Annotated in this window: 17 protein-coding genes and 1 tRNA gene; 4 read left to right on the top strand and 14 right to left on the bottom strand. The window is 72.1% G+C overall.

Features of this window, described 5'->3' with window-relative positions:
• Positions 1–199 precede the first annotated feature (199 nt).
• Both DEJ32_RS02840 and DEJ32_RS02835 read left to right on the top strand, forming a co-directional pair.
• Complete coding sequence (locus tag DEJ32_RS02840) at positions 200–673, top strand: NfeD family protein (protein WP_181420565.1); 474 nt, start codon at positions 200–202, stop codon at positions 671–673.
• The gene (locus tag DEJ32_RS02835; RefSeq protein WP_110900232.1) at positions 670–1,875 is read left to right on the top strand and encodes an SPFH domain-containing protein; all 1,206 of its coding nucleotides are present in this window, start codon (positions 670–672) and stop codon (positions 1,873–1,875) included. Before DEJ32_RS02840 ends, DEJ32_RS02835 begins: the two co-directional genes overlap by 4 nt.
• Before the next feature lie 65 nt (positions 1,876–1,940).
• On the opposite strand, the gene DEJ32_RS02830 is transcribed toward DEJ32_RS02835, so the two are convergent.
• From DEJ32_RS02830 to DEJ32_RS02790, 9 genes are all read right to left on the bottom strand, one after another.
• Positions 1,941–2,291, bottom strand: a complete 351-nt coding sequence (locus tag DEJ32_RS02830) for an RNA polymerase-binding protein RbpA (protein ID WP_110824968.1) — start codon at positions 2,289–2,291, stop codon at positions 1,941–1,943.
• A gap of 113 nt (positions 2,292–2,404) precedes the next feature.
• Positions 2,405–3,985: an apolipoprotein N-acyltransferase gene (gene lnt, locus DEJ32_RS02825; protein WP_258368875.1), complete on the bottom strand. Its 1,581-nt coding sequence runs from the start codon at positions 3,983–3,985 to the stop codon at positions 2,405–2,407.
• Positions 3,986–3,996: 11 nt separating this feature from the next.
• A complete protein-coding gene (locus DEJ32_RS02820; protein ID WP_110824969.1) occupies positions 3,997–6,435 on the bottom strand; it encodes an RNA helicase in 2,439 nt (812 codons plus the stop codon).
• Complete coding sequence (gene tatC / locus DEJ32_RS02815; protein ID WP_110900231.1) at positions 6,432–7,184, bottom strand: twin-arginine translocase subunit TatC; 753 nt, start codon at positions 7,182–7,184, stop codon at positions 6,432–6,434. Before tatC ends, DEJ32_RS02820 begins: the two co-directional genes overlap by 4 nt.
• Positions 7,185–7,278: 94 nt before the next feature.
• Positions 7,279–8,250, bottom strand: coding sequence for a YafY family protein (locus tag DEJ32_RS02810; RefSeq protein ID WP_110900230.1), 972 nt, complete (start codon positions 8,248–8,250; stop codon positions 7,279–7,281).
• Positions 8,243–9,343, bottom strand: coding sequence for a YafY family protein (locus tag DEJ32_RS02805; RefSeq protein ID WP_110824972.1), 1,101 nt, complete (start codon positions 9,341–9,343; stop codon positions 8,243–8,245). The genes DEJ32_RS02810 and DEJ32_RS02805 overlap by 8 nt, the downstream gene beginning before the upstream one ends.
• 24 nt (positions 9,344–9,367) lie before the next feature.
• Complete coding sequence (locus DEJ32_RS02800) at positions 9,368–10,285, bottom strand: FKBP-type peptidyl-prolyl cis-trans isomerase (protein ID WP_110900229.1); 918 nt, start codon at positions 10,283–10,285, stop codon at positions 9,368–9,370.
• 43 nt (positions 10,286–10,328) lie between these two features.
• Positions 10,329–11,459, bottom strand: a complete 1,131-nt coding sequence (locus tag DEJ32_RS02795) for a tRNA (adenine-N1)-methyltransferase (protein ID WP_258368874.1) — start codon at positions 11,457–11,459, stop codon at positions 10,329–10,331.
• Positions 11,456–12,229, bottom strand: a complete 774-nt coding sequence (locus tag DEJ32_RS02790) for an HAD family phosphatase (protein ID WP_258368873.1) — start codon at positions 12,227–12,229, stop codon at positions 11,456–11,458. The genes DEJ32_RS02795 and DEJ32_RS02790 overlap by 4 nt, the downstream gene beginning before the upstream one ends.
• A gap of 152 nt (positions 12,230–12,381) precedes the next feature.
• Between DEJ32_RS02790 and DEJ32_RS02785 the strand changes: the two genes are divergently transcribed.
• Positions 12,382–13,314, top strand: coding sequence for a proteasome assembly chaperone family protein (locus tag DEJ32_RS02785; protein WP_110825207.1), 933 nt, complete (start codon positions 12,382–12,384; stop codon positions 13,312–13,314).
• Between the two features lie 90 nt (positions 13,315–13,404).
• On the opposite strand, the gene mshC is transcribed toward DEJ32_RS02785, so the two are convergent.
• From mshC to DEJ32_RS02770, 3 genes are all read right to left on the bottom strand, one after another.
• Positions 13,405–14,646: a cysteine--1-D-myo-inosityl 2-amino-2-deoxy-alpha-D-glucopyranoside ligase gene (mshC, locus tag DEJ32_RS02780; protein ID WP_110824974.1), complete on the bottom strand. Its 1,242-nt coding sequence runs from the start codon at positions 14,644–14,646 to the stop codon at positions 13,405–13,407.
• Complete coding sequence (locus tag DEJ32_RS02775; RefSeq protein WP_110825208.1) at positions 14,643–15,470, bottom strand: undecaprenyl-diphosphate phosphatase; 828 nt, start codon at positions 15,468–15,470, stop codon at positions 14,643–14,645. The genes mshC and DEJ32_RS02775 overlap by 4 nt, the downstream gene beginning before the upstream one ends.
• 62 nt (positions 15,471–15,532) lie before the next feature.
• Positions 15,533–16,831: a M20/M25/M40 family metallo-hydrolase gene (locus DEJ32_RS02770; protein ID WP_110900228.1), complete on the bottom strand. Its 1,299-nt coding sequence runs from the start codon at positions 16,829–16,831 to the stop codon at positions 15,533–15,535.
• Positions 16,832–16,996: 165 nt separating this feature from the next.
• Here DEJ32_RS02770 and DEJ32_RS02765 point away from each other — a divergent pair.
• Positions 16,997–17,082: transfer RNA gene (locus DEJ32_RS02765), tRNA-Leu, on the top strand.
• Between the two features lie 118 nt (positions 17,083–17,200).
• Here the strand turns inward: DEJ32_RS02765 and DEJ32_RS02760 are convergent.
• Positions 17,201–17,830, bottom strand: a complete 630-nt coding sequence (locus DEJ32_RS02760; protein WP_258368872.1) for a hypothetical protein — start codon at positions 17,828–17,830, stop codon at positions 17,201–17,203.
• Positions 17,827–18,966, bottom strand: a complete 1,140-nt coding sequence (locus tag DEJ32_RS02755; protein WP_110824976.1) for a zinc-dependent alcohol dehydrogenase — start codon at positions 18,964–18,966, stop codon at positions 17,827–17,829. The genes DEJ32_RS02760 and DEJ32_RS02755 overlap by 4 nt, the downstream gene beginning before the upstream one ends.
• Between the last annotated feature and the right edge of the window lie 6 nt (positions 18,967–18,972).

Genomic DNA, 18,972 nt, shown 5'->3' with positions numbered 1-18,972 from the left:
CTCCTGTCGTGGGGCGGCGCCGGTCCTGGTCGTCCCGGGCGGCATCGAGCCTACCAAGGCGCGGCGCGGCCAGCCCGGTGCCCGCGCCGCCGTAGGGGCCACCAGTCGCCTCGCCGGAGGGCGCTGGTACGTTGGTCGGACAAGACCGGACGTCGCGACGCAGCGACCGCCGCGCGCGATGTACGGGGAGGGAGATCGCGTGGACGTCACGGAATGGACGCAGGTGATCGTGTGGATCGCACTGGTGCTCGTCCTGGGGGTGGTCGAGGTGTTCACCCTCGACTTCGTCTTCATCATGCTCGCTGCCGGGGCAGCCGGCGGCCTGGTCGCCGCACTGCTCCGCGCCGAGTGGTGGCTGTCGACGCTCATCGCCGCGGTGCTCGCGCTGCTGCTGCTCGCCGTCGTGCGTCCTCGGGTGCTCCGAGCGCTGAACCGCGGTGCCGACCCGCACCGGACCGGTATCGACGGCCTGGTCGGGATGAGCGGCACGGTCGCGCTCGCGTTCACGTCCTCCGGTCCCGGTCAGGTCCGCCTGGCCAACGGGGAGACCTGGAGCGCGCGCTTCGCTCCCGGCACCACCGACCGCACACCACCACTCGGCACCCGCGTGGTCGTCGAGTCCATCGAGGGCTCCACAGCCGTCGTCCGCACCGAACAGAAGGCTGGCCAATGACCCTGTCCACCGGGACGGTCGTCCTGATCGTCCTCATCGCCGTCGTCGTGGTCTTCGTGATCGTCGTCCTCACCAAGGCCATCCGGATCGTCCCCCAGGCCACCGCCGGCATCGTCGAACGGCTCGGCAAGTACCACAAGACCCTCAACCCGGGATTGAACCTGCTCGTGCCGTTCATCGACCGTCTCCGGCCGCTGCTCGACATGCGCGAGCAGGTCGTCTCGTTCCCGCCCCAGCCGGTGATCACCGAGGACAACCTCGTCGTCTCGATCGACACCGTCGTGTACTTCCAGGTCACCGACGCCCGCGCCGCCACGTACGAGATCGCGAACTACCTCGGCGCCGTCGAGCAGCTCACCACGACCACGCTCCGCAACGTCGTCGGTGGGCTCAACCTCGAAGAGGCCCTGACCAGCCGCGACAACATCAACGGGCAGCTCCGCGTCGTGCTCGACGAGGCGACCGGCAAGTGGGGCATCCGCGTCGGCCGTGTCGAGCTGAAGGCCATCGAGCCGCCCGTGTCCATCCAGGACGCGATGGAGCAGCAGCTGCGTGCCGAGCGGAGCCGTCGTGCCGCGATCCTGCAGGCCGAGGGCACGAAGCAGTCCCAGATCCTCGAGGCCGAGGGCCAGCGGCAGGCGGCGATCCTCGCGGCGGAGGGTGACGCGAAGGCCCAGGTCCTCCGCGCCGAGGGTGAGGCGCAGGCGATCGCGACGGTGTTCGACGCCATCCACACCGGCGACCCGGACGAGAAGCTGCTGTCCTACCAGTACCTCCAGATGCTGCCGAAGATCGCCGAGGGCACGTCGAACAAGCTCTGGATGATCCCGAGCGAGTTCACCGAGGCGCTCTCCGGCATCGCGAAGGGCTTCAGCGCCACGCGGACCGGCGGTGCACCCGCAGCCGGCCCGGCGGGCAGCGGCGACTTCCTCGAGAAGATCTCCAAGCTCGCGGGCGAGAGCCTCGTGACCACCACCGCCGCGACGACCGGGAGCGGCACCGCGGCCCGGAGCGCGGACGCCACCGCGGCGGACATCGTGCCGGAGTCCGCGCTGGCGGACCGCCTCGCCGAGTCGGACCGGAGCGTCGACGAGAAGCTCGCGGCCGCCGCCGACGCGACCCGCGCCCAGTTCCGGACGGACGAGCAAGCCGGCTCGACCGACGGGCAGGCGCAGGGCGAGGACCGCTCCCCCGCGGTCTGACCGACACTCGACGACGGCCCGCTCCCATCAGGGAGCGGGCCGTCGTCGTGTGTGCCGCGCGACGCCTACGCGCCGCGGCGGGCACGGAGCACCTGCAGGCGTTCCTGCAGCAGCTCCTCGAGTTCTTCCCTGGAGCGCCGTTCGAGCAGCATGTCCCAGTGGGTCCTCGGCGCCTTGACGTCCTCTGCGGCGACCTCGACGGGGGTGCCGTCGTCGCCGAGCAGTCGTCCTTCCATCCCGGTGCGCGGGTCCGACCAGACGGCCGGGACCTCTGCCTCGGCGGAGAAGACGATGTCGAAGGTCTCTCCCGAGACCGCCTGGTAGACGGCACGCTTCCGCTCGGAGAGCTCGACACCGTCCTCGCTCTGGAGGCTCTGGCTCCCGAGCCGCATGCCTCGGAGACTCCGATCAGCCATGTCCGACTCCTCTCGCTCGTTCCTCCGGTCCAACCCACACCACCCGCCTTTCGTTCCGGAGGGGTGGCATTCACAGTCGGTTCCCAGTGCACGGCGCGGCCCCGGGTGGCAAGTCAGCGGCGGCGGTGCCCCCACGGAGCGCAGGCGAGCAGGACGAGCAGACCGCCGAGCGACAGCGAAAGCGTGATGCTCCCCGACGCCACGGTCGCCGGGGTGGTCGACGTGCCGAGCGGCACGTCCGTCACCATCGAACTCGCGGTGTACGCCGGGACCCGGTCGATGGTCCGACCGCTCGGGTCGATGACCTGGGATGCCCCCACGGTGGAGATGTTCACGAGCGACCGTCCGGTCTCGACCGCCCGCATCCGGGCGATCTCGAGCTGCTGGAGGTTCTCGTCGGTCCCGTCGAAGTCGGCGTTGTTCGTCTGCGCCAGGATCACCTGCGCTCCCCCGTCCGCCAGGTCCGCCGTCAGGCCGTCGTCCACCACGTCGAAGCAGATCATCACGCCGGCCCGGATGCCGGCGACCGGCAGGACGTTCGGCTTCGTCCCCGGGGTGTAGTCGCGCTGCAGGAGCCCGATCAGCGACGGGGCGAGCTTCGAGTAGAACCACCGGTCCGGGACGTACTCCCCGAACGGCACCGGGCGCTTCTTGTCGTACGAGGCCCCCCAGCCGTCGTCGTCCCACACGAACGAGGTGTTGTGCAGGACCCCGGATGCGGTCTGCGTCACGCCGCCTGCGACGAGCGGGGCCCCGACGCTCCGCACGACGGCGTCGAGCGCGGACGCGATGACCGGCTCGCGGCGGGGGTCGTACTCCGCCGCCGCCTCCGGCCACACGACCAGGTCGACGCCGCGGGCCTCGACGTCGGTGGCCGCGACCTGCGACCGGAGGACGTCGCCCGGTTCGGCACGGTCGAAGTAGCCGGCCGGGCCGTTCCCCTGCACCGCCTCGACCCGCACCGTGCCGTCCACCGCCGTCGGCCACGCGGGCACCGCCAGGACCACCGAGACGAGCAGGCCGGCGGTCGCGACGCGGACCGACAGGCGGAGCCCGCCGACGAGTCCGAGCGAGACCACGACGGCGACGCAGTACACCACCACGAAGCTCAGTCCGAGGACGCCGACGTACGCGGCGAGGTGCGTGAACGGCCCCTGGGACTGGGACAGCCCCACCCGACCCCAGGCGAACCCGCCGTACGGCCAGCTGCCGGAGAGCCACTCACGTCCTGTCCAGAGCGCTGCGACCACCGCCGGGAGGCCCCACACGCGTCCGGCGGTCGAGGTCACGACGCGCCCCACCCACCGGGAGGCGAGGGCGATCGCCACCGTGCCGACGGCGAAGAGCGCGGCCTCGAGCAGCGCGAGCGCGAACCACGGCACCGGTCCGAGGTACCGTCCGGCCCACGAGATCACCGGCACCCAGAACGCGACGCCGGCGACGAAGCCGAGCCACGAGGCGCGACGGGCCCGCTGCCCGATCGCGGCGAGCAGGAGGCACGCGACCGCCGGGTACGCGAGGAACCACCAGCCCGGCGACGGGAACGACAGGGCGAACAGGAGTCCGCCGACGACCGACAGCGGCAGCGCCTGCGCGAGGGGCAGGGCCGCGCTCAGCGCGTCGCCCTCCGTCCCGGGCCGCCACCGCCCGGCGGACGCGCGCACCGGACGCACGGGTGTGGCGAGGACCGTCACCGGGCCTCCCGTCAGACCGTCGCGTAGGCGACGATGCCGCGGCGCACCGCGTCCGTCGCTCGACGGGCCGTGCGGGCGAGGTCCTCGTCGCCCGCGTTGCGGATCTGGTCGAGGAGGTCGATGACCTGCTTCGACCAGCGGACGAAGTCGCCCGCGGCGAGGTCGAGCGACCGCAGGACGTCGTCGAGCGGGGACCCGGAGGCCCACCGGAACATCCCGAGCGCGATCGCCGGTGTCGGCGGCTCGGAACCGGCGAGCCGGGCGTCGCGCTCGACGTCGTCCAGGCGGGCCCAGATCGTGAGCGTCTCGTCCAGGGCCGGCCGGAAGGCGCCGCGGGGCACGGCGTGCTCGGTGCCCGGCGCGTCCTCGCGGCGGGGCTGGTAGACGATGGTCGCCGCCATCCCGGCGAGCTGCGCGGGTGTGAGTTCCTTCCACACGCCGGCCTCGAGGCACTCGGCGACGAGCAGGTCGCGGTCCCCGTAGATGCGCTGCAGCCGCCGACCGCCGGCCGCCACCGTGACGTCCCCGGAGTCGTCCTGCACCAGGTACCCGAGTGCGAGCAGCACGTCGGTCACGCGGTCGAACGTCGTCGCGACCGCACCCGTGCGGGACCGGATCTGCTGCACGAGCTTGTCGTTGCTGCGCTTGAGCTTGTACCAGCGCTCCGCCCAGCGGGCGTGGGCCTCGCGGTCCGGGCAGGCGTGGCACGGGTGCCGCTGGAGCTGCCGGCGGACCTCCGTGATCGCGGACTGGCGGTCTTGGCGGGCCCCGTGCGAGGCCTCGCGGCCGCCGGGCACGTTCGATCGCTCGAGGTCCGACAGCCGCCGGCGGAGTGCCGCGTACTCCGTGAAGTCGCCGAGGTGGCACTGCATGGCGTTCTGGTAGCCGTCCAGGGACTCCTGCTGCGACCGGACCTTGCGGGCGAGGTCGACGACGGACCGGTCCGCCTGGAACTGCGCGAACGAGGTCTCGAGGACCTCGCGCGTGCGGTCGCGGCCGAACTGCTCGATGAGGTTCACGGCCATGTTGTAGGTCGGCTTGAACGACGAGTTGAGCGGGTAGGTCCGACGGCTCGCGAGCGACGCGACGGCCTGCGGCTCGAGGCCGTCCGACCACTGCACGACCGAGTGGCCCTCGACGTCGATCCCCCGACGCCCGGCACGACCCGTGAGCTGCGTGTACTCCCCCGGCGTGATCGGGACCCGGGCCTCGCCGTTGAACTTCTCGAGCTTCTCGAGGACGACGGTGCGCGCCGGCATGTTCACCCCGAGGGCCAGGGTCTCGGTGGCGAAGACGACCTTGAGGAGCTTGCGCTGGAACAGGTCCTCGACGACCTCCTTGAACGCGGGCAGCAGCCCGGCGTGGTGTGCGGCGACCCCGCGCTCGAGCCCCTCCAGCCACTCCCAGTAGCCGAGGACGGCGAGGTCCTCGTCGAGCAGGGTGCGGCAGTGGTACTCGGCCGTCTCGCGGATCTCACGCCGCTCGTCCGCGGTCGTCAGCGACAGCCCCGAGCGCACGACGTGCCGGACGCCCTGGTCGCAGCCGTTCCGGCTGAACACGAAGAAGATCGCGGGCAGGAGCATGCGCTCGTCGAGCATCTTCGCGATCTGCTCGCGGTGGGCCTTCTCCGCACGGGGACCACGGCGGTCCGGGTACACCGGGCGCCCGCGACGGCCGCGCGGACCGTTCGTGCCGTGCCGGTTGGCGCCGCCGACGAGCCGGAGGAGCTCGGGGTTGACGCGGTTCGTCGCCGCGGCACCGGACGAGTCGAAGAGGTCGACCATCTTGTTCCCGACGAGCACGTGCTGCTCGAGCGGGACCGGGCGGTCCTCGGAGACGATGACGTCGGTGTCGCCGCGCACCGTCTGCAGCCAGTCGCCGAACTCCTCGGCGTTGCTGACGGTCGCGGAGAGCGACACCAGCCGGACCTCGGTCGGGAGGTGCAGGATGACCTCTTCCCAGACCGCGCCACGGAACCGGTCGGCCAGGTAGTGCACCTCGTCGAGCACCACCCACGCCAGGTCGTCGAGCAGGTCCGAGTCGGCGTAGATCATGTTCCGCAGGACCTCGGTCGTCATCACGACGACGCGGGCCCGGGGGTTGACGTTCGTGTCGCCGGTGAGCAGCCCGACCTCGGTCTCGCCGTACGCCTGCACGAGCTCGGCGTACTTCTGGTTGCTCAGCGCCTTCATCGGCGTCGTGTAGAACACCTTCGCGGTCGGCTGTCGCATCGCCAGCCAGATCGCGAACTCGGCCACGATCGTCTTGCCGGCGCCGGTCGGTGCGGCCACGAGCACGCTGTTGCCGCGGTCGACCGCGTCACACGCCGCGAACTGGAACGGGTCGAGGTCGAAGCGGAGGTCGGTCCGGAACAACTCGAGGTTCCGCGAGCGACGGCGGACCTTCGCGGCGGCGAACCGCTCGGCGGGGCTCAGGCTGGTCTCGGTCACAGGCCGTACTCCTCGTCGAGCTTCGCCTGGCGCTTCGCCAGACGGCGGTCGTGCAGCCACGTCACCAGGCAGGCGGCGAAGTAGAGCACGACCATCGGGATGGCCAGGATGAACATGGACAGCACGTCCGCCGACGGCGTGACGAGCGCGGTGAAGACGAGGATCAGCACGATCGCGACCCGCCACGACCGGACGATCGCCGCGGCCGTCAGGACCCCGACGAAGTTGAGCAGGACGAGGAAGACCGGCAGCACGAACGCGATGCCGACCGCGACGATGAGCTTGATGACGAAGTCGTAGTACGCCTTCGCGTCGACGATCGACGTGTCCTGCGCCGAGACGAAGCTGCCGAGGATGCCGACGACGTGCGGCAGGACGTACCACCCGAAGGCGCACCCGGCGAAGAACAGCGGGATCGCCGAACCGAGGAAGCCCCACACGTACTGCTTCTCACGACGGACCAGGGCCGGGACGATGAAGGCCCAGATCTGGTACAGCCAGACCGGGCTCGCGATGACGACGCCGATCGTGACCGCGATCTGCAGGCGGAGGTCGAACGCACCCGTGATCATCGGGAAGTTCAGCTCCGCGGTGTGCCCGCCGACCCGGGCCAGCTGCGTGACCGGGGAGCGGAGCGCGTCGAGCACGAACGGTGTGAGGAACCAGCCGCCGACCGCCGCCACCAGGACCGCGACGACGGCCTTGAACAGGCGGTTGCGCAGCTCGATCAGGTGTTGACCGAGGGACATGCGGCCTTCGGGTTCCTTCGGTCGGCGCCCGTGCCGCTTCTCTCGCCCGCCCGCGGTCGTCGAAGCCATGCACCGATCCTACGGCAGCGGTCTCTCAGTGGACGTCGAGAGCGGCCGCCGCGAACGCGCGCACGGCCTCCCGGGCGGCGGGTGGGTCGATCACCACGGCGCGGCCGGGCAGCCCGGCGACGAGCCGGACGACCCCGTCGAACCCGGCCGACGCCGCGAGCCGGATGCGCACCCGCCCGTCGGCGTCCGGCGCATCCGCGGTGTCGGCGAGGAAGTCGGCGACGAGCGGCAGGGACGAGGCGTCGAGCTCGACCGTGACGATGACGTCCTGGGCGCTCTGCTGGAACAGCGTGTCGGGCAGGACGACGTCCTCGATGGTCCGTTCGGCGGGCCGGTCGTCCACGCGCACGCCGGACATCCGGTCGAGGCGGAAGGTGCGGATCGCCGCGCGGTCGAGGTCCCAGCCGCGCAGGTACCAGTCGGCGTCGATCGACTCGACGCGGAGCGGGTCGACGCGACGCGTGCCGCCCTGCGTCCGCGGTCCCGCGTACTCGAACAGGAGTCCACGTCGCTCGGACATCGCCTGACGGATGACGGTCAGGGACGCGTCGTGCAGGTCCTGGCCGACGGCCACGTTCCCCGCGGCGCCACCCGCACCGCGCGACAGTTTCGCCATCAGTGCCCGGATGGCGTCCGTGTCGGCGGCCTCGGGCAGGGCGGACAGGTACTGGAGGCCCGCGATGAGTGCCGACGCCTCGCGCGCTGACAGCCGCGGGGCGTCGTCGATCGCCACGAGGTTCGTCAGCACGATCATGTCGTTCTGGTCGAAGTCGTCCCAGGCGATGTCGAACAGGTCGCCGTGCTGGTACTGCATGGTCTCGCCCGGGACGCCGGACACCGCGATGAGCTCGACGGCACGCCGGATGCGGGACTCGGGGACCCCGAAGTGCCGGGCGGCCTCGGCGACGGAGACGCGTTCCCGGTCGATGAGGTACGGCACGAGTGCCAGCAGGAAGGCGAGCTTGTCCTGCGCTTGCAGGGGCTGGGCGTCAGCCACGGTCGGGTCCGTCCTCGGGCAGGCGGCGACCGTCCTCGGCGCCGCGGTGGTCGGCGGTCCGTTCGGGCGGCCCGGAGTGGTCGGCGACGAGCACGCGGAGGCGGTCGACCACGCGCTGCCGCAGGTCCTCCGGTTCGACGACCCACACCTCGGGGCCGAACGCGGCGAGTTCCTCGGCCAGGATCTGCGGGTCGACGTGGTGGACCACCAGTTCGCCGTCCGTCGTCGCGGTGGTGTCCCGCCGACGGGCCAGACGGCGTTCGGCGTCCGACCCCGGTACGACGTGCACGGTCGCGGTGCGCTCCGCCCAGACCCGGTCCAGGCCGGCCAGCGCCCGCTCCCCCGCGTCCGCCGGTGCCGGGTGCTGACCGACCTCGAACAGGGTCACCGGACCGACGATCCGGGACAGCAGGTAGTTCTTCTCCGACCGCGTCGCGAACTCGTGCGCGGCGAGCATCCACCGGCCGCCGTGCTGGACGAGCGCGAGCGGCGCGAGCTCGCGGACGCGGGCCTCGTGGTGGCCCGGCGTGATGTACGCGAACCGGACGGCGGCGCCCCGGTCGAGGGCCGACCGCAGGGGTTCGAACGCGGTGTCCCGGGTGCGCAGCCGCGGGGCGTAGGCACCGATCGCGGTCGCACCGTCGCCGCTCTCGTGCTCCGAGCCGTCGTCCTCGGACCCGGCGGAGCGCACCTTGAGCAGTCCGCGCCTGGAGTCGGCCGACAGGGCGCCCTCGCGCCACGCCATCGCGGCGAGCGACAGCAGGGCGGACTCGTCGGGCGTGAACCGGACGTCGAGCGGCAGGTCGTACTCGCCCTTCGGGATCCGGTAGCGCAGCGTCTGGTTGTTCCCCGCGGCACCCGGCGTCTCGATCGTCTCGAGCGGGATCCCGAGCTCGCGGACGTCGTCCTTGTCGCGCTCGAACTGCCGCTCGAGCGAGGCGTTGTCACCGCCGGGCGCGTACCGCTGCCGGTACCCCTGGACGTTCGCCAGGATCTCGGACTTCGTCAGCCCGGACTCCGTCGAGAGCAGTGCGAGCACGAGGCTGAACAGCCGTTCCTCGGCGGGCACACGGGGAGCACGGGTGGTGGGCACGTGCCGATCCTACGCAGCCGCGGGTCAGCGCGGCATCGCGCCGAGCACGTCGATGACGTACGCGTACGCGGCACCCTGCTGGTGGACGATCGCGAGGACCTGGTCCCCGACGTGCCGGCCGATCAGGGCGTTCCGGATGCCGTCGACGACCTGGCCCTCGGCCAGCGGGAGCGGCTGCGCGCCGGACCCGTCGGTCCAGCTCGAGCCCGCGACGGTGGAGTCGGTCGTGCTGCTCCCCCACGTGACGGCGGTGTACTTGACGACCGCGGTGTCCTCCGCGGTCAGCGTCGCACCGTCGCCCTTGCGGAGCAGGTGCTGCTCGTCCTTCTCCGGCGCCGGCCACGAGGGGATGGTGATGCCGGGTGCACCGTCCGGTGCGAGCACGACGGCGGGCATGCCGTCGCCCGCGAGCTGGGGCGTGCCGGTGGCGCGGGCGGCGAACGCACGCTGCACGTCGACGACGAACACGGCCGCGTCCTCGGCCTTCCCCGTCGAGCGGGAGGGGGCGGTGCCCGAGAGTGCCGACTTGGGCATCGCGACGGCGAGTCGGTCGCCGACCTGGGCGCACTCGAGGGCCTCGCCGAGCGCACCGGCGTTGGTCGAACCGGCCGTGATCGGGTTCGAGGAACCGGTGTAGCCGCTGGTCTGGGCGACCTCGCCGGTCGCGCCGTCGACGAGCGTGTACTCGAGGACGACCGGTGTGCCGTCCCCGATCGTGCGGCCGTCGCCCTGGCGGAGGACGGAGACCTGGGTGCCGGTGGCGGTGAGACCGGCGGGCACCGTGACGTCCGGCTGCGAACCGAACGCGCCCCTGGCCGAGACGGCCTCCGACGCGGCTCCGGACGGCGCGCACGTGCTCGACGATCCCGCACCGGGAGCGGCGCACGCCGTCAGCGACGCGACGAGACCGATGGTGACCACGAGTGCGGGGATGGTGCGCACGGATCCTCTTTCCGTTCGATGCAGGACGGGCACGGAGGTCAGCTTAGTGGGCGTCGTCGTCGGGTCCGGACGCCGCCGAGCCGCCGTCCGGGGCACCGTCCTCGCCCGCCTCGGCCGCCGCGACCTTGCGGGCCTGGGCGGCCGCCTGACGCGCGACCTTGCGGAGCTTCTTGTCGCTGGCGCCACGCTCGCCGACGGTGCCGGGGGTCCAGGCCTCGACGTCCTCGTCCGAGAACTCCGCCTTGCCGGCACGTCGCTTCAGGTTCGGCAGGACGACCCCGTCCGCCAGGCGACGTGCGGTGACCAGGAAGCCGGTGTGCGCCACCATCCGGTGGTCCGGACGCACGGCGAGCCCCTCCACGTGCCACGTGCGCACGAGCGTCTCGCTCGACTGCGGGTCCGTGAAGCGCCCGGTGTCACGGAGGGCCTCGGCCGTGCGCGACAGCTGCGTGACCGTCGCGACGTAGCAGACGATGAGCCCGCCGGGCACGAGGGCGTCGGCGGCCTCGTCGACGCACTCCCACGGGGCCAGCATGTCGAGCACCACGCGGTCGATGCTCTGCGGCTCGACGGCCTGCGGGAGCTCCTCGACGAGGTCCCCCACGGTCACGGACCAGTTGTCCGGGACCGCCCCGAGGAAGGTGCCGACGTTGCCGCGGGCGATCGCGGCGAACTCGTCGCGGCGCTCGAACGACTGCAGACTGCCGGTCGGGCCGATCGCCCGGAGGAGCCACAGCGAGAGTGCGCCGGAACCGACCCCGGCCTCGACGACCCGTGCGCCGGGGAAGACGTCCGCGAACGCGACGATCTGGGCCGCGTCCTTCGGGTACACGATCGCGGCACCGCGCGGCATCGACATGACGTAGTCGTTGAGCAGGGGCCGCAGCGCCAGGTACTCGTCCCCGGAGCTCGCCCGGATGACCGAGCCGTCCGCCTGCCCGATGACGTCGTCGTGCGCGAGCATGCCGCGGTGCGTGTGGTAGACCACGCCGCGCTCGAGCGACAGCGTGGTGAGCTTCCCCTTCGGGCCCGTGAGCTGGACGCGGTCGCCGGCACGGAACGGTCCGCGCGGCGGGGTGTGCGGCGCCCCCCCGACCGGGTGCGGCAGCTCCACCGCGTCCTGCGCGGTCGGCTCGCCGGGGGTGGTGGGCTCGTCGGTCGTGGCGTCGCTCATCGCGTGTCCCCTTCGGTGACGGGGGCCGACGCCGGGACGGAGGCCGGGCCTCCCTGGCGGTCGGTGGCACGGGCCGCCAGGGCCGGGCCGGTGAGTTCGAGCAGGCGGTCGACGGTCACGCCGTCCAGGGTGTCGAGGAGGACGTCGCAGGCACCCTCGGCGAGCGGGACGATGTGCTCGACGCCCACCGTCACCGCGCCGGACGCGACCGCCGAGGCGACGCCGGTCGCGGAGTCCTCGATCGCGATGCACGTGGTCGGGTCGACCCCGAGCTGCGCGGCCGCGCTCAGGTAGGCGTCCGGGTACGGCTTCGGGCGCTCGACGTCGTCACCGGCGACGACGACCCGGAAGCCGCGTGCGCCGAACGCCTCGGCGGTGACCAGGGCCATCGTGCGGCGCGACATCGTGACGAGTGCGGTCGGGACCCCGCGGTCGTGCAGTTCCTCGACGAGTTCACGGGCACCGGGACGCCACGGCAGGTCGTCCCCGTGCAGGCGCTCGACCACGAAGTCGGTCATCCACGCGACGATCTGCTCGACCTCCATGTCGACGCCCTTGGCACGGAGGATCTCGCCGGACCGCTCGAGGCCGCTGCCGACGAGCGACAGGCCGTCCTCGTGCGTCCACTCGGCGCCGAAGCGCGCGGTGAGCACGACCTGCGACTCCTGCCAGATGGGCTCGGTGTCGATGATCGTGCCGTCCATGTCCCACAGCACGGCTGCGGGCAGCACCGGGTCGGGCCGGACGGTGGTGGGGGGTTGCGCGGTCACGGGCGACGAGTCTACCGGCGGCGTCGGCGCCCCCCGGGCCGGGGACGCCCGCCCGGGGGCAGCGGGTCTATCGTGGATGCCTGATCGTGCTCCGGTCCGACGCGCGCGACTGCGGGTGCGTCGACCCGCTCCACAACCAGGAGGCCCCTGCCGTGCCACAGCACTCCCCCTTCAGCGACGGACGACTCCTCGTCGTCGCGTTCGAGGGCTGGAACGACGCCGGCGAGGCCGCGAGCGGACTCGCTCGTCGCATCGTCGACGCCCTCGAGCTCGATGAACTCCGCGAGATCGACGGGGAGCGGTACGTCGACTACCAGTTCAACCGTCCCGAGGTCGGCTTCGACGACGAGGGCGAGCGGGCCGTCACCTGGCCGCGCATCGTCCTGCACGGCCCGAGTGCCGAGGGCCGACCGGTGATCGGGGCGACCGGCGCACCGACCGAGCGGGACGTGTTCGTGCTCGTCGGCCCCGAGCCGTCGCGGACCTGGCGCGCCTTCTGCGCCGAGGTCATCGACCTGGCGGACGTGTACTCGATCGACGCCGTGGTCTTCGTCGGGGCGATGCTCGCCGATGTCCCGCACACCCGGCCCATCTCGGTCTTCGTGTCGAGCGAGAACGCCGGCGTGCGTGCGGCGTTCGACGTGGACAAGTCGACGTACGAGGGCCCGACGGGCATCCTCGGGGTCCTCGCCGACGCGATGGACAAGGCCGGGCTGACCACGCTGTCGCTCTGGGCGTCCGTGCCGCACTACGTGCACAACGCCCCGTCGCCGAAGGCCACCCTGTCGCTGCTCGACAAGATGGAGGAGCTGACGGACGTAACCGTGCCGCGCGGCACCCTGCTCGACGATGCCGCGCAGTGGGAGGAGGGCATCGACGCCCTCGCCGCGGACGACGAGGACATGGCGTCCTACATCGGCCAGCTGGAACAGGCGCGCGACACGGTCGACTCCCCCGAGGCCTCCGGCGACGCCATCGCGCAGGAGTTCGAGCAGTACCTGCGGCGCCGGGAACACAAGGACGGCAAGGACGGCGGCGGGGCGGCGGGCGAGGGCCCGTGGCGGCCGCCGCAGCCGCCGCAGTAGACGCGGGCGTGTGACGGACGGGAGATCCGGTACCAGCTGGTACCGGACCTCCCGTTCGTCTCGGGGTGGCAGCGTCCGCCGCCACGGCGGTCAGGCGATGCGGATGCCGAGCAGGGCGTCGACGAGGTCGACGAGCTCGGGGGTCGCCGCCGTCCCGCCGGCGATCGCGGTGTCGACCACCGCGACCGCGCCCGGCGTGTCGAGGTCGTCCGCGACCCGGGCCCGGAGCCGCGCCACGACGGCGTCGGCGTCCTGCTCGGAGCCGGAGCCGGAGCGCACCCACGTGTCCCAGGCAGCGAGGCGGCGGCCCGCGTCGTCGAGGTCGCCGTCGGTCCACTCCCAGTCGTCGGAGTACCGGTGCGAGAGCAGGGCCAGGCGGATGGCGCGCGGATCGGCGCCACCGTCGAGGAGCCCGCGCACCGTCACCAGGTTGCCGAGCGACTTGGAGATCTTCGCCCCCTGGTAGGCGACCATCCCGGTGTGCACGAAGGCGTTCGCCAGCGGCTGGGAGGCCAGGGCCGCGGCGTGCCCGGCGCTCATCTCGTGGTGCGGGAAGACGAGGTCGCTGCCACCGCCCTGCACGCTGATCGGCAGGCCGAGCTTGTCGCCGGCGATGACGCTGCACTCGATGTGCCAGCCCGGGCGTCCGGGGCCGATCTCGGTGTCCCAGCTCGGTTCGCCCTCGCGCTCGGCACGCCAGAGCAGCGGGTCGAGCCGGTCGCGCTTGCCGGGCCGGTCGGGGTCGCCGCCGCGCTCGGCGGAGAGGGCGAGCATCGTCTCGCGGTCGAGACGACTCTCGTCGCCGAGCGTCCAGGCGTCGCTCGGGCGGCTGACGTCGAAGTAGAGGTCCTCGCCGTCGGAGTCCGGCGTCGGCACCGTGTAGGCGTAGCCCGTCTCCTCCAGGTAGGCCACGGCCTCGGCGACGCGCTCGACCTCGTCGGTGACGGCCACGTAGTCGTCCGGCGGCAGGACGCGCAGGGCCTCCATGTCGCGGCGGAACAGGTCGATCTGCGAGGCGGCGAGCTCCCGCCAGTCCACGCCGTCACGCGTCGCCCGCTCGAGGAGCGGGTCGTCGACGTCGGTCGTGTTCTGCGCGTACCGCACCGGCAACCCGGCGTCCCGCCACGCCCGGCCGAGCGTATCGAAGGCCAGGTACGTCGCGGCGTGCCCGAGGTGCGTGGCGTCGTACGGGGTGATCCCGCAGACGTAGAGCGACGCGTCGTCGTTACCACGCGTCGGGTCGACGGGCTTGCCGGTCGCGGTGTCGTGGACGAGCGGACGGGGGCCGGCCCCCGGGACCTCGGGGACGCTCGGTGCCTGCCAGGCCCTCACGGCTCGACCACCCCGAGGGAGAGCAGCACGATGAGGACGACACCGAGGAGGATGCGGTAGACCACGAACGGCATGAAGCTCCGCTTGCTGATGTAGTTCATGAACGCGGCGATGACGACGAACCCGACGACGAAGGCCACGACGGTCGCGATCAGGGTGTCCGCCACACCGAACGGCGCTCCGGTGTCGCCGAGGCTCGTCGCGGCCTCGTACAGCCCGGACAGGAACACCGCGGGGATCGCGAGGAGGAAGGCGAACCGCGCGGCCGCCGGACGGGTGTACCCGAGGGCGAGCCCCATCGAGACCGTCGCGCCGGACCGGGAGACGCCCGGGACGAGCGCGAGGACCTGCGCGAGCCCGATGAGGATGCCGCCCTTGAAGGTCATGTGCTCGATCCGCCGGACCTTCCGTCCGACCCGGTCGAGCACGCCCAGGACGACGCCGAAGACGATGAGCACGATCGCCACGATCCAGAGCGACCGGAACGTGGTCTCGATGCTGTCCTGGAGCAGCAGGCCGACCACGCCGATCGGGATCGTGCCGAGGATGACGAGCCACCCGAGGCGGACGTCCGGGTCGTTCCGCGGGACCTTGCCACCGAGCGCGCCGAACCACCGCCCGATGATCCGGGTGATGTCCTTCCAGAAGTAGATGAGCACGGCGGTCTCGGTGCCGAGCTGCGTCACCGCGGTGAAGGCCGCACCGGGGTCCTCCGCATCCGGCAGGAACAGCCCGACGATGCGCAGGTGCGCGCTGGAGGAGACCGGCAGGAACTCGGTCAGACCCTGGACGAAGCCGAGGAAGATCGCCTCGAAGATGTGCACGTGTGCGGCCTTTCGCCGGTGCTGGACTCGGTCGCCGTTCCCGACGACGACCATGCACGGTATCAGTAGGTCGCGAAGAGGTCTCCGAGGACGCGGCGGCCGAACGCCAGCGACTCGAGCGGGACCCGCTCGTCGACGCCGTGGAACATCGCGGGGAAGTCCACCCCGGCGGGCAGCTGCAGTGGCACGAAGCCGTACCCGGCGATGCCGAGACGGGACAGCGCCTTGTTGTCGGTGCCGCCGGAGAGCAGGTACGGCAGGACCGGGGCGCCCGGGTCGTGCCGCTCGAGGACGTCCCGGACGGCGTCGACGAGCGGACCGCCGAAGTCCTGCTCGAGGCCGACGTCCTGGTGCGTCATGGTGACCTCGACGTCCTCGCCGGCGAGTTCCCGCACGCGGGCCAGGACGGTCTCCTCGTCACCGGGCAGGCAGCGGATGTCGACGAGCGCGGTGGCCTCGTCCGGGATCACGTTGTGCTTGTACCCGGCCTGCAGGACGGTCGGGTTCGTGGTGGTGTGCAACGCCGCGTGGATGAACCGCGCCGCGGAGCCGGTGGCCAGGGCGACCTCGTCCGGACCGGTGGCGACCGGGTCGACGCCGAGGAAGCGGGCGACCTCGGCGACCATCGCCTCGGTCGTGTCCGAGAGCCGGACCGGCCACTCCTCGCCGCCGATCCGGCCGACGGCGGCGGCGAGCTTCGTGACGGCGTTGTCGCGGATGACGTGCGAGCCGTGCGCCGCGGTCCCGTGGGCGGTCAGCTTCACCCACATGAGCGCCTTCTCACCGGTCTGGAGCAGGTAGGCGCGACGGTCGCCGAGCGTGATCGAGTAGCCGCCGACCTCGCTGATGGCAGCGGTCGCCCCGGCGAAGACCTCGGGATGCGTGTCCACGACGTGGTGGGCGCCGAGGATGCCCCCGGCCTCCTCGTCCGCGAAGTACGCGATGACGAGGTCGCGCTCGGGAGCGCCCTGGCGTTCGACCACGTCGGCCAACGCCGTGAGCATCATCGCGTCCATGTTCTTCATGTCCACGGCGCCACGACCCCAGAGCGACCCGTCGCGCACCTCGCCGCCGAACGGGTCGACGGACCAGTTCGCCGGGTCGGCCGGTACGACGTCGAGGTGCCCGTGCACGACGAGGCCCGGCTTGCTGCGGTCCCGGCCGGGGACGCGGGCGACGACGCTGACCCGGTCCGGCTCGGACTCGAACAGCTGCGGGGTCAGGCCCAGGTCCTGCAGCGCTGCCTCGACGTAGTGCGCTGCCTCGGTCTCACCCCGGGACTTCCCCTCACCCCAGTTCGTGGTGTCGATCCGGATGAGGTCCCGCGCGATCGCCGCGGTGCGTTCCAGCTCGGACGTCATGCGACAACGCTACCGGCGACACCACCGAGCACCGCGATACGGTCGCGCCGCGCCCGGGATGCGCACCCGTGTTCAGCGTGCGTTCACAGCCGTGCTAGTGTCTTCTCTCGGCAGGAAGGCCGGGGAAACCCGGTCGGTCAGCCCGGTGCGAGAGCACCACACCCAGTCCGGGTGGCGGAATTGGTAGACGCGCTAGCTTGAGGTGCTAGTGCCCGTATTAGGGCGTGGGGGTTCAAGTCCCCCCTCGGACACGGAGTACCTGGTCTCCGGACCACGTGCTCGGACACTTGTGTTGAGACAAGCGGCGAACGGCCCTCCTCCGGGAGGGCCGTTCGTTTTTCCGCGCCCAGAGCGCGGTGCGGTTCTCGGTCAGCGCCGGGCGCGCCGCACCACCCAGACGGCCACGCCGCCGATGAGCAGGTACGGCCACGTCGCGACGACGGGGTCGAGCACACCGTGTCGCCAGTCCCGTCGCGTCGACCCGAGGCGGGCGCCGACCGGGTCGTCCGCACGCTCGGCGGCGATCCCGGTTTCCTTGACGAGCCGGTCCGGCCGGCCGCGGAGCGCGTCCGTGACCCGGTGCGTGGCGACGTCGAGGCGGTCGCCGACGACCAGGAGCATCCAGTGCGCCAGGCGGCCCTCGCTGAAGCGGCGGTAGGCGTACCGCTTCACGACGCCGGCGATGCCGGACAGGGGCTGCGCGGTGCCGAACACCGGCGTGACGTGCGCGTGCTCGATCGACCGCTCGCGGCCCTCCCCACCGGGCTGCTGCTCCGGTCGGTCCCAGTGCGCGTTCGTCGCCGAGCCGGCCTCGCGGGACAGCTTCGGGACGCTCGGCCGGTCGGCGAGGTCCAGGTCGCTCCCCCATCCGGGGATCCGCGCGCGGAGTTCGTCCGCGGACGGCAGGTCGCGCGGCTTGTCCGCCACGTACGCGATGTGGTCGTCGGCGCCGTGGCCGTCCGGTGTGGTGCGCATGCTCTGGTCTCCGTTCTCGCTCACGGCACGATCACCGGCTTGATGCAGCCGTCGAGCTTCGCCGAGAACAGGTGGTACGCCTCGTCGATGTGCTCGAGCGGGATCCGGTGCGTGATGACGTCGCTCGGCTTGAGGTGCCCGGCCTGGATGTGCTCGAGCAGCCGCGGCCACTGGCGCTTCACCGGCGCCTGGTTCATGTGGATGGTGACGCCCTTGTTGAGCGCGTCGCCGAACTTGACTGCGCTCGGGATCGGGCCGTAGGCGCCCATCACCGACACGGTGCCGCCCTTGCGGACACCGTCGATCGCCCAGTTCAGCGCGATGGGCGAGCCGCCCTGCAGCTTGAGCTTCGAGCTCGTCACGTGCTGCAGGTAGTTGCCGTCGGCCTCCGCACCGACCGCGTCGATCACGCTGTCGGCGCCGAGGAAGTCGGTCTGCTTCTTCATCTCGACGACGATGTCGTCCACCTCGGCGAAGTTGATCGTCTCGGCCTGCGCGAACTCGCGGGCCTTCGCCAGGCGGTACTCGAGCTGGTCGACGACGATCACACGGCCGGCGCCCATGAACCACGCGGACTTCGCCGCGTACAGGCCGACCGGGCCGGCACCGAGCACCACGACGGTGTCGCCCTCGCGGATCGACGCGAGCTGGGCACCGAAGTACCCGGTGCCGAGTGCATCCGTCATCATCAGGGCGTCCTCGGCGTCGAGCCAGTCCGGGATGACCTGCGGGCCGACGTCGGCGAACGGGACGCGGACGCGCTCCGCCTGCCCGCCGTCGTAGCCGCCGGTGGTGTGCGAGTACCCGAAGATGCCGCCGACCGCGGTCGCGTTCGGGTTGACGTTGTGGCAGTTGGTGAACAGGCCGCGGGCGCAGAACCAGCAGGTGCCGCAGGAGATGTGGAACGGGACCATCACCCGGTCGCCGACGCTGAGCGTCTCGACGGACGACCCGACCTCCTCGACGACGCCGATGAACTCGTGACCGAAGGTGTGGCCGACGCGGGTGTCCGGCATCATGCCGTGGTACAGGTGCAGGTCCGACCCGCAGATCGCGGCACGTTCGACACGGATGACCGCGTCGTTCGGGTGCTCGATCCGGGGGTCGGGCTTGTCCTCGACGCGGACCCGGTAGGGGCCGCGGTAGGTCATGGCGCGCATGGCGCT

The organism is Curtobacterium sp. MCPF17_046 (assembly GCF_003224295.1).
GTDB lineage: Bacteria > Actinomycetota > Actinomycetes > Actinomycetales > Microbacteriaceae > Curtobacterium.
The sequence above is the reverse complement of the archived record's forward strand: the minus strand, read 5'-3'. Positions and strand labels throughout refer to the sequence as shown.